The following is a 10799-nucleotide window of genomic DNA, read 5'->3' on the forward strand; positions in this document are numbered from 1 at the left end:
AGATTGCCTTTTGAACAGGCATAATGCTTTTTTCTGATTTGCGAATTTGGTCTGTCATCCATCCCAGCATCATCAGCACTACAAATCGGGCAACGAAGCCCGCAAGAGAATTTACGACTAAATTTGGCGGCAGAACGAATTCCATTGCAATGTCATTCATCTATATGGCGGTGAAGTACGGCTTCCAAAGAATTTCTTTGAGTCAGAAAGAAGAGTCGATCTTAACCCCTAGAATGGCAGCACTGCGGTTCAATTTGCAACCATTTCCTCTAGCCCGTCTCGATCCCCCAAGCCTCCAACCAGAACTGCTAAACCAGACAGTTGTAGTGGAACTAGAGTACCGGTACAGAATTCAGGAAACAGCAATTTGGGTTAGTGTGACGGAAGCTGCTGCCAGGGGCAAAGTAATGATAGAAAGTGCTGAATTTTGTTAAGAGTTGGAACTCTACTCAATTTGGCTAGAAATTAGTGTTTAAAAAGTATTCGGCCTAATGTTAGAGTTGCTGTCACCAAGTGTCAATTAGCAGCTCTAACATCAGAGGGCGCAGCAGTTCTAAAAATTTTGTGTCATTTCAGCCTTTAGTACTAACAGAAAAACCGTGATTGAAAGCAAGGCTAATCAAGATAAACAGTTCCAGTCTCTCTTCTAAAAGCTTTACTCGGCAATGGTTTTCTAACTAGTTGGCACTTCATGTCAGTAACTCTAACATTAGGCCTGGGGGTATTGCAGCGAGCGCTACTTTTTCCCCTACATTGGAAGCGCCTACGATAACATGAGGAAACACGGAAGCTGCTAGCGCCAGATGAGCGCCCACATTCTCATACACATCAGGATACGCAAGTCTCTTGTTGTGCTGGCGCGCTCAAGTCGGCATCACGCACAGTGTTGTCCTACGGTAAGTCTAATGCCCAGAAAAAACCTCTCGCGGCGGAATCAGCGCTTAACTTTAGAGCAGCACAAGGAAATTGGGTTTAAGCTCAAGCGAATAGAAGCCCAATTACGACAACTCCACAGATTATTACAACGGCACTACGGTAAGTCAGCACGGTGTAGCTCTGATACATCCAGAGCTTGGAGTGCGATTAACAGTCTTAGATGCGAGCTGGATAACCTGGTTATCCAGGAGAATCAACTTCTGCCGCCTCTGGAGACGCTGAATGAAGAATTAATCAACTGTTACTACGGCACAGCCACAGAAGAGTTTGTGACTGCCACGAATCCAGAAATTCAATTTCTCCTCAACCAAGCGATTTTTACTGCTAGAAACCAACATGATGGTCACTTAACCATTATGCGGTTTAGCACTGGCTGGAAAGTCTGCTTTGGTACGCCTGACCTTGACACTGGCAATGGTAGAGAAATTGTCCTGATGTTACCCCAGTTTGAAACTTTAGAAGCTGCTTTAGAGTACTTACTCGCAGTGCAGTCCAAAGAAACCGAATAGAAAGTTTTAATTGACCGGATGTCAGATGACTTTTAATCATGGCAAATGCTGAGTGCATATGAAACTGCTATCGTTCGATTCACTTGAACCACGCTCATCCTGGCTTCAAGCCCAGTCACTAATGGGACTTTATGAGTGACTGCGCTTTCTGTTTAAGTTTCCGACTTGATTGAGGTAGCCAGCTATAAGCATCGCTGTCCTGTGGAAATTGCTGCATGTGGGCAGCGAGTAAGCGGACTAGGTGCTGGCGCTGTTCAATGCTGATGTGTTTGAGCGCGATCGTCAAAACAGTTGCTCGCTTTTGATTCACCGCGGCTGCCACACAATCCATCGCCTCCACTGCTGCTACCCATGTCTGACACTGTAGGATCTGTGCCGCTACAGCGAGTGGTGAAGGAACGTTGTTTGCCCCTGCCTCTGCTTCTACTGGTGTGGCATTAGCCTTCTTTGGCGATTGATTAGCCAGTGAATTAGTCACTTGTGAGGCTATATCGCTTACTGTATCTGGCTGATTAGCCAGTTGAGTCACTTCTTCGCCGCAGTTTTGATTTTTTAGCTCTATGCGTTCGGACTGTTGGGCGTTGCAGGTTTCGGTTTCATTTTTTCCATCCGAATTACCTAACTGGCTTAACTGGCTAATATTCCTTGCTGTGTCTGGGTTACAGGCTAACTCATTGGCTAATGGCTGGCTAATTTGTGGCGATAAGTGGCTAATTCCAAAGGCTAAACCTTGGATGCCCATCAAGTTGTTCCCCAGATGGCAGCGCTTCGCCTTGGGAAATAACTCTATGAATCTCGCCAAGACTTGATTTGCACCTTTGACGTTGGCATCGCCTTTCCGCACCTGGTCAATCCAGATATTTTTCTCTTTACCTTTGTCACTGACTTCAATGGTGAGAGTGCCGTTGTCTATGTACCAGGCTTTGAGGCGTGACCATAGCTCACCTATACCGAGGGTGCCGTTCGGGTCGTAACCTAACCCCGTCTGCTGACAAAACTGGAAGAGGTGGGAGTTTTCTGCTTGGATATCAAGCAGGGCTTGGTTCGTGCAACTGAAATCAATCCCAAAGCGCATCAAGTCAACCAAGGCAGCCAACACTCGATTCAGGAAGGCTGGTAGCACTTGCTGCTGGAGAAACTCAGGGTCGTATTTGAAGCGCGGGTCGGCTTCGATTTCACCCTTGAGCGGATCTGCTCCAATCTTGAATGTCTTAGTAAAAGTCAACACGCCCCAGCGGGAGGCGATCGCCTCCAGGGATGCCTGAAGGTTGGGCGTGTCGTTGACGTTGAATAGCCCGACTCCGGCGGGAGTAAAATCTTCCTCGTCTTTGCCTTTGCCTTCGCTGCTGAGGGTGTCGCCAGTGAGAAACGCCTTGATACTTTGAATTTTGTCCAATTTAGCTGTGTTAGCGTTTTCGGTCGCCCAGTTGATCCGGCTTAATCGCAGCCGGGAAAGCGGAAACTTGCGCCCGTCATCGTAAGCTTTGAAGTCAGTCAGGGTGCAGCCCGTCATCCCCTTATAGCCGTACATTGCTGCTACAACTTCTCTCAAGCTATCCTTGCCGTTGCTACCGTCGCCTTTGAGCAGCAATCCGCGCACTAGCCGCCCCTTATACTTCCTCACTGTCGGTAAATCCAAAGACGCGGCAATAGTTCTCAAAAAGATTTCGCGCTGTCCTGGCTCTAGTGCCGCTAGTAGGCGATCGCAGAATTCTGTCGAGGCATTGGGGTCGTATGTCGCTAGCGGTTCGTAGGTATAGTAAAGCGCCGGAGCGTGGTCTACCAGCCGCCAACTGGGGGTTGAGCCATTCCACCCAAGCTCTAGCACCCCATTGGTACAGTTCAGCCCTGGGGGATTGAGCAGATTGGGATCGATCTCCAACCTATCCTTGACCCATTGCAACGCCTCTCGCACTTTAGAGGGCTTGGCGTAGGGATAGCGGATTGACCCATCCTTCTGCTGCACGGCGATTGAGTTACAAAAGCTAGCGATTTTGGGGCGTTCCACCGCATCGGGACTGTGCTTGTAGTAACTGCCAGTCCAGAAATAGAGTTTGTCACTAGCACAAATCCAAGGCTTGTCACCGTAAAGGAAATTGAGCGCTCTTTGGGTAAATTCGGGATCGGGGTCGAGTGAATCTGGAATGTCGAGCGCAAAGGAATCGGATTTTCGCTCTGCTTCAAGCCGCCGCGACTCAACCGAAGAATGAATCTCCGACTCCAGCCGCCGGATAAACTCTGGTACGTCCATCGCCGCCAAAATCTCAACAAGATCTCCCTTATCGGGTAATTCGGAATAAATAGCAACTGGGTCGATGACGACGCTAAAAATCCCGACGCGAGTGCAAGCCGCCTGAAAAGCTTGAGCCTTTTTCTCGCCTGCGGCATCGTTGTCGCGCAAGAACGCCAAAATCGCCTTGGGGCAAGACTGCTTAACTCGGTGTAGCGCTCGTTCTAAATCGTTTTGACTCCAAGCCGAACCCTGCCATGTAATACTAGCGATTCCAGCAGCTCTGGCTTTTTCAACGCCTGCTTCTCCCTCCTGCACTAGACCAGCCGCAAATCCGGTCGCAGCTTTTAGTGCAGCGATAAATTCATCAATTCGATAAGGCTCCCAGGCTTCATTACCTTTTTTGCAAATAACTTGTCCACTAGCATCGCGATGCCACTGCCTAAATGTTTTATCACGCCCTTTAGGTTTATTTGGGTCTGACCAATCGGTACGCACTACCCACCGCTGCAACTGTCCGTTTGGTGTGAGCGAGTAGACGTAGGTAGTTTTAAGCACTTCACCTAACTCCCGCTCAAAGTCATTTTGCGGTTGTGGCGTGTCAATAGCAGGTGTTGGTAGCTTTGCTAGCACTGGGACAGTGCATGGTGGTGCTGGTGGCAGGAGTTTCTGTGCCTTCTGCCGTGTAATCAGATGGCGACGTGGTGGAGAGTTATAGCTTGGTAGAGGCGCGATTGCTTTTCGGATCTCCTTGCACTCACAGCCGTTCCAGCACTGGTAAGCCCCAGTTTTCTCGTTCAGCGTGAGGTTATGCCCGCCACACACTGGGCAGAGATAACGCCCCTTCTCTTTGGCAGGGGTCAAACGGTCGAGAAAATTACGGAGATCGAATTCTGGCAGTGTTGATGTAAATGACATGATTTCCTCCATTGAAGTGTGCGGAGGAATCGGGTCAATCTATATCCAAATCAAGCTCAGGGCATTTGGGAACGTACAAACCAAGAAGATTGCAAAAAAAGCAGCACCGTCAACTGAATTTATGGTTCCCCTGATGCAACACTACTGTTAGTAGCGTACACTTGAAAATAGATGGATACGTAGATTAATTGAACGACGACCCGATTCCATTTTTTTCTAAACGCCCTGCTGTCGGAATCTCGACACGGGGCGTTTGGGCGTTATTGAGGCTGTTGGGCTAACCAAGCCTTGATAAAATCTGTTAGCTGCTCCTCCATAAGAACATAAACACTAGCTCGTTTGCGAAGTAATAAAACCTTTTGATTTCCAATCATTGCATATAAATGTTCTGAATGCTTCCCTAATCGAGTTTGTCCAGTCAACACCAGCAGTTTCACCAAGGGACGACGCTTATCCCTAGATGATTTGCCAAACAAGTCACTTTGGTTCCTTCGCAGCCAGTATTCTTGATCGCTAAGTTGTTGAATGTGGTCAAATTTCCACTGATTCAAACCCCTTCCCCCTTGCTGACGGCGGATGTAAAGAGCTTCTGAAGCTTCGTTGTAGAAAATCGTCGATTTGCCCTGCGAACGAAGGGCGATGGCAAATAAGTGTTTGGATGGAAACCTAACAAACAAGTCCAATGAACCCTGTCCTGGAATTTCCAGCCGTGGGATGATCTCTACCCCCAGGTCTTCAAACGAATCTAGAAGGGCTGTCATGCTGCGGTGGATTTGATTGAGCTTATGATTCCGCTTTAGTAGCAGCCACATTGGAGGAAGTGCCAGTACTCCTGATGGGCTAAAGAACGTGCTGCCAACAGCTAGAAGGGAAACGAAGCCGTAGTAAACCGCTGAAAGTAATTTTTCCTCTTGCTCAATTGCTTTAAGTGCTTGCCTATTGCTTATAGAAGTATCGGCTTGATAGTCAGGTGACTGTGACATGGCAGACGTCGTTCCCTTACCTTTTCCTAACTCTCCACTCGCTTACCTGTCAAGGCATTGTCAAGTTAATCAAGCACTTATCCCAAAAGACACTATTCTCTAGGGAGAACAGCAGTCTCTGGGCTCGGGCAGCAACTTGAGTACCACTCAATTCACGCCAGCTTTCAAATCGTTGGCGCTTGTGTTGGCGATATTGGTCTAATGTTAGGGTTGCTGACATAGAGTCAAAAACATAGCGTTCTTGAGCTGTATACTTCCAGCTGGCGAGAGATAAATCTATGTAAATCTGGGCAACCCTAATTATGCGCCCGCAAGCTTCCCCGGAGGTAACCTCCGGGGAAGCTTGCGGGCGCAACAAACATAGAACCTTGGATAGCCATCCCTGTGAGGGTTGCCCAGATTTACTAACATTCATTGTAGGGCTTTCAAAAGCCATACAATGCATAGCTTACGGGTTACTTGGCACTTCATGGCAGCAACTCTAACATTAGGTCGAATTTTTTGGCATTCCACCAGTCTGATTCCTTATTTTCACCTTGGAACCCCTTGCAAATACCAAAACTCTTGAAAACTCCCGATGAATGTCTTGAAATACCTTGTGGGAGATTTAAACAACGGTATCTCTATCGGATTTTTGAATTACTTGCCCTGAGGATTCCCGTGTGTTTTCTTTTGTAGATCGAGCAGACTATACCATCCACCAAGAATTAGAAGAATGGAGTAGAGTTGCCAATAGTAATCTCAGTCGGGCGATTGAAGATAACTCGCCTCTGCGGGATCGGGTTCAAGCCAATGCCGGAATGATAGCACTCATACAAGAGGGGGCGCTCCTGCAACCGGAAGATTTTAGAGGTATGCGAGATCGTGATGGGAATTTACAAGCTGGGGCAATTGTCACTGACATAGGTGAGTACATATACGTAGACTTTCTCGCGACTGCGCCTTGGAATATTACAGGAGACGAGCCAAGAGCTGTGAGGAGAGCGGCGACAATGCTGATGGCTCAAATAGTTAGGGAGAGTATAGAGCGGGGCTATGGCGGTCGGGTTGTCGTTGATGCTGTTAGCGGCACGGCTGACTTTTATCGGAGAATGGGATTTATTGAAACAGAGGCAGGTTCGACGATTACGCCAGAAATGGCATTGACTCCCGAAGCAGCACAAGATTTTTTAGATGAGTTGACAGGAGAGTAACGATGTTAGAAACACCATCAGAGCGAGAGAAGCATTTGCAAGAGTTAGAGGAATTGGAGCTAAAGTGCGGTGGGGTGTTTGCTTGTATCACACCAGAGCGACACAAGATCTTGTGGCAACAGAAAGTGTCAAAGCTGGAGCAGCGGCTAGAAGCTGCCACAACTGCTCAACAGAGAGAATACTTGCTTTCTCAACTAATCGAGCTGAACCAAAGGGAGCAGAGAAAGGCTACTCGCATAGCCGAAGTGCATTCTCTTTTGGCTCCAGGATCGTGATGCTTGTCAACCGCCAAAATTCACCATGAGCAGAGAGCGCGTTTCAACACTGCCACCAGGGGTAGTGTAAAGGTGCGCTGCAACCTGGGGCAAAGTAAGGTGCTACCAGATTTAGAAGAATTGCGCGATCGCATCCTGAGAACCTGGAAGGTGCAGCGACGAGCTGAAAGCAAGGAGCGGATCGAGTCGGCGTTGAATAAGTTTATTGCCCAGCTGCGATCGCTTTAGGTGGTGGCGCGTTGCTTGTTTTAAAAATGGTTGCCTTTCTAGCAGTACCAAGCTGAGAGTAAATCTGGCTAGACAGAAAGCATCCTTTCTGGTATTACAATAAGCAATAAAACCAGATAACCAGATGAAAATTCTCACGGTGACTGGATACAAAGGCGGGGTGGGCAAGAGCGTCACTGCTATCCACTTGGCGACCTACTTCAGCGAAAAGGGCAAGACAGTCCTGGTGGATGGCGACCCCAACCGCACGACGCTCTCGTGGGCGGCACGGGGAAAGTTGCCCTTTACCGTGGCTGACGAGCGGCAGGCGATGAAAATGGTAGCCTCCGCTGATTACGTGGTGATCGACACTCCCGCACGCCCCCATTCCGACGACCTCAAGGAGCTGGCGAAGGGCTGCGAGTTGCTGGTATTGCCCACGGCTCCCGATGTCCTCAGCCTCCAGCCGATGCTGGAGACAGCGCGAGATTTGGGAGAGGCAAACTACCGCGCCCTGCTGACGATCGTTCCTCCCTACCCTTCTAAGGAGGGAGAGCAGATGCGTGAAGACTTGCGGAGGGGCGGAGTTCCGGTGTTTCAGACCATGATTCGCCGTACCTCTGGATTCCCCAAGGCAGCTTTGGCGGGGGTGTCGATTCGAGACATCGATGATGCCCGCGCCAGAGCCGCTTGGAATGATTATTTATCGCTGGGAGCAGAAATTATGGAGATCTTGAAATGAGCAAATACGGCGAATTAATCAAGCAAGCCAGAAAGACATCAGACCAGAATACCAGCAAACCAAATGACCAGAAAAACAATCAACCAGAAAACCAGATTAATATCACTGATGATGTCCAAGATACTCCAGAGTTAGAGCCGGAAGTCAACCTCTGCGTCAAAGTGCCGCTTAAGCTGCGCCGCCACTGGGCAGCAGAGGCAAAAAGGCAGGGGACGACGATGACTGCCGCGATCGTTGAAGCACTGGAAGTTAAGTTCGGCAAACCAGATTGATGGTAAGCAAGCTATCTGGTTTTCTGGTTTTAAAGTTGGTGGGCTGCGCGTGCGAGTAGGATTGGAACCAAAATGTACGCGCTTCGACTGATTCCGGCATTGAGCCGAGATTCGTGTTTTTTCCAGCAAGATGACCCCAAAAGGCTTGATTTCTCGTTACCAAACATGGCTTTTTGACCCTACTGGCTCAAATTATCAAAATCAGGCAGGATAATGGTTTTCAGACTATCTTGCCGGAAAAAACACAGATCTCGGCTCAATGCCATTCCTGTGATAACAATAAAATTTCTACCTTCTTCAATGCCTCATCGTCACCGTTTATTCAGGCTTTGAGGATAGTTTTCCTGTGATAAAGATTCTTATCACAGGAATCAACACCTTTTGTGGGCGACGGCTAAAACTCAATTATAGTAAGCATCTTGGGCTTAGCGTACATTCCTGTTCCAATGCTACTCACGGGCGGGCTGGTGGAAGTGTCACGGTTCTTCCAGATGTTCTATTGTTGTTGACTAGAGCATTCGCTCTTGAATCCTTGTAGAGTGCAAAGTATCTGCGTCATGAGTGATTCAGACGATTTATTTAGAAAACTGGATGAGATGCAGTCTAGGTGGAAGAACGATGGCTTCTCTCCCGTCGAGGGTGAAATTCTGATTTTCCCTGAACTAGAGTTTGCCGTATCTGCCATATCAAAATTGCGGTATCGCGGCGCGGAGCAATGGAAGGTATACACCGGATTGATTCGGGATACGTGTAAAACAGTGCCACGGAACGAGATAACATTGACCATTGAATAATCGTTGCCATAACCCAGTTCAAAGCGTGGTTTCTTCCCAGTAAGGCGGATTACCAAATTGTTTAATTAAAAAATCGATGAAGGTTTTGACCCGCAGCGAATTTCTCCGATTTGGCAAATAAAGCGCATAAATGCCCATATCTACACTGGTTTGGGGATACACTTGAAAATCACTCAGTACCGCTTGCAAACTTCCTTTGCGGATGTCTTCACCAATTAACCAAGTTGGCATCAAAATCAAACCCGTACCATCCAAACAAACTTGGCGGAGTACCTCAGAATTACTTGATATTAAGGAACCACTCACTTTAACCTCGCAAAATTCAGTGTCTCGTTTGAACCGCCAGATATCATACCCCATGAAATAGGTAAACAATAGACAGTTGTGATGTACTAAATCGTCTGGATGTTTGGGTTTACCATGCTGTTGAAAATACGTTGAACTGCCGCAGACGAGGCGTGTATACGAGGCAATTTTACGCAAAATTAGATTTGCCCCAGACCTGTCGAGGTTTCCGATGCGAATTACAACGTCTAACTCTTCTTCCACTAGATTAGACAATCCATCGCTTAATCTCAAATCTAACGTTACTTCTGGATACTGAATCAGAAAATCATTGACGATAGGTGCGATATGCAGTCTTCCAAAGGCAACTGGTATATTAACTTTCAATAATCCGCGTGGAATATCCTGCTCCATCACACACAAGTTCGCTTCCTCCACATCTTGCAGAATACGAACTGCCTTATCGTAATATTTACGTCCTTGCGCTGTCAGGGTAACGCTGCGAGTTGAGCGGTTGAGTAATTGGGTATTAAGCATTTCTTCTAGAGCATTTACCTGACGAGTCACGGAAGAAACTGCCATCTGCATTTGTCGTGCAGCTTCAGAAAATCCGTCAGTTTCTACCACTTTGACGAAAGCACGCATCGCTGCAAACTGATCCATCGACTTTCCTAGATTTTCATCGTTGCATAAAACGCAAAGGTTTTAAGCGTAGTAGCTATATTATCATTCTTTATGAATGGAGTTATCGTTAAAAGGTCAGGAATTAATGGAAACAAACCCGTGACCTTAACAATTGAAATCACTTTGGACTTTATCTGTCCTTGGTGTTTAGTAGTAGATAAAAGACTCAATCGAGCAATTGAGCAACTAAAAACTCCTATTGAGATTAAACGCCTTTGGTATCCGTTTGAGTTAAACCCAACTATGCCAGAAGCAGGCATGGATCGTAAAACCTATCGTTCTAACAAATTTGGTAGTTGGGAATATTCACAAGCGTTAGATGCTCAAACAATGCAGGCAGCTATAGGTGACGGCATTGAATTTCGCTATGACTTAATGCAGGTTACTCCAAATACTCTAAAGGCTCATCGCTTGAGTTGGTTTGCCGAGCAGGAAGGCAAAGCGACGGAAATGGTTGAGCGAATTTTGAACGCTTACTTTACGCAAGGACAAGATATTACCAATGTCGAAACCCTAGCCAAACTTGCTAAGGAAGTTGGGTTAGACGCTGACAAAGTTAGAGCATTTCTAAATTCTACTGAAGGTATTGAGGAAGTAAAAGCATTAGAGGAGCAAGCAGCAAGCCGAAATATACGAGGCGTACCGTCAATCAAAATTGGTCGAGAAACGATTGTTGGCGCACAGAGTGTTGATGTTTTTTTAGCAGCTTTGCAAACTGCGGTGAATGAACTAGAAGTCGCATAACAAGATACAGGAGGTTCAATGACTATA

General features: G+C 47.3%; 12 protein-coding genes. 7 read left to right on the plus strand and 5 right to left on the minus strand.

The window, feature by feature from the left end; all coding sequences use genetic code 11:
• The first annotated feature begins 149 nt into the window (after positions 1-149).
• Both DSM107010_RS34830 and DSM107010_RS34835 read left to right on the plus strand, forming a co-directional pair.
• A complete protein-coding gene (locus DSM107010_RS34830; protein ID WP_106166687.1) occupies positions 150-434 on the plus strand; it encodes a hypothetical protein in 285 nt (94 codons plus the stop codon).
• Between the two features lie 471 nt (positions 435-905).
• A complete protein-coding gene (locus DSM107010_RS34835) occupies positions 906-1445 on the plus strand; it encodes a hypothetical protein (protein ID WP_106166686.1) in 540 nt (179 codons plus the stop codon).
• 118 nt (positions 1446-1563) lie between these two features.
• Here the strand turns inward: DSM107010_RS34835 and DSM107010_RS34840 are convergent, their stop codons facing one another.
• Both DSM107010_RS34840 and DSM107010_RS34845 read right to left on the minus strand, forming a co-directional pair.
• Positions 1564-4593, minus strand: a complete 3030-nt coding sequence (locus DSM107010_RS34840; protein WP_158631945.1) for a DUF5906 domain-containing protein — start codon at positions 4591-4593, stop codon at positions 1564-1566.
• Between the two features lie 260 nt (positions 4594-4853).
• On the minus strand, positions 4854-5576 hold the full coding sequence (locus DSM107010_RS34845; protein WP_106166684.1) for a hypothetical protein: 723 nt from the start codon (positions 5574-5576) through the stop codon (positions 4854-4856).
• Positions 5577-6238: 662 nt separating this feature from the next.
• On the opposite strand from DSM107010_RS34845, the gene DSM107010_RS34855 reads away from it, so the two are divergent.
• Together DSM107010_RS34855 and DSM107010_RS34860 are read left to right on the plus strand one after the other, a co-directional pair.
• Complete coding sequence (locus tag DSM107010_RS34855) at positions 6239-6769, plus strand: GNAT family N-acetyltransferase (RefSeq protein WP_106166682.1); 531 nt, start codon at positions 6239-6241, stop codon at positions 6767-6769.
• Between the two features lie 2 nt (positions 6770-6771).
• Positions 6772-7044 carry a hypothetical protein gene (locus DSM107010_RS34860; RefSeq protein WP_106166681.1) on the plus strand — a complete coding sequence of 91 codons (273 nt, stop codon included), beginning with the start codon at positions 6772-6774 and terminating at the stop codon, positions 7042-7044.
• 111 nt (positions 7045-7155) lie between these two features.
• Here the strand turns inward: DSM107010_RS34860 and DSM107010_RS40975 are convergent, their stop codons facing one another.
• Positions 7156-7449: a hypothetical protein gene (locus DSM107010_RS40975; RefSeq protein WP_206751851.1), complete on the minus strand. Its 294-nt coding sequence runs from the start codon at positions 7447-7449 to the stop codon at positions 7156-7158.
• On the opposite strand from DSM107010_RS40975, the gene DSM107010_RS34865 reads away from it, so the two are divergent.
• Together DSM107010_RS34865 and DSM107010_RS34870 are read left to right on the plus strand one after the other, a co-directional pair.
• Positions 7397-7993 (plus strand): ParA family protein, encoded by a 597-nt coding sequence (locus DSM107010_RS34865; RefSeq protein ID WP_106166680.1) that lies wholly within the window; start codon positions 7397-7399, stop codon positions 7991-7993. The two genes, DSM107010_RS40975 and DSM107010_RS34865, sit on opposite strands and share 53 nt — an antisense overlap.
• A complete protein-coding gene (locus DSM107010_RS34870; protein ID WP_106166679.1) occupies positions 7990-8265 on the plus strand; it encodes a hypothetical protein in 276 nt (91 codons plus the stop codon). The genes DSM107010_RS34865 and DSM107010_RS34870 overlap by 4 nt, the downstream gene beginning before the upstream one ends.
• 603 nt (positions 8266-8868) lie before the next feature.
• On the opposite strand, the gene DSM107010_RS34875 is transcribed toward DSM107010_RS34870, so the two are convergent.
• The gene (locus DSM107010_RS34875) at positions 8869-9069 is read right to left on the minus strand and encodes a hypothetical protein (RefSeq protein WP_127025157.1); all 201 of its coding nucleotides are present in this window, start codon (positions 9067-9069) and stop codon (positions 8869-8871) included.
• Positions 9070-9077: 8 nt separating this feature from the next.
• A complete protein-coding gene (locus tag DSM107010_RS34880) occupies positions 9078-10007 on the minus strand; it encodes a LysR family transcriptional regulator (RefSeq protein WP_106166677.1) in 930 nt (309 codons plus the stop codon).
• Positions 10008-10127: 120 nt separating this feature from the next.
• Here DSM107010_RS34880 and DSM107010_RS34885 point away from each other — a divergent pair, with 120 nt between their 5' ends.
• Positions 10128-10772, plus strand: coding sequence for a DsbA family oxidoreductase (locus DSM107010_RS34885; protein WP_106166696.1), 645 nt, complete (start codon positions 10128-10130; stop codon positions 10770-10772).
• Positions 10773-10799: the final 27 nt, after the last annotated feature.

It is taken from the genome of Chroococcidiopsis cubana SAG 39.79 (assembly GCF_003991895.1).
Lineage (GTDB): Bacteria > Cyanobacteriota > Cyanobacteriia > Cyanobacteriales > Chroococcidiopsidaceae > Chroococcidiopsis > Chroococcidiopsis thermalis.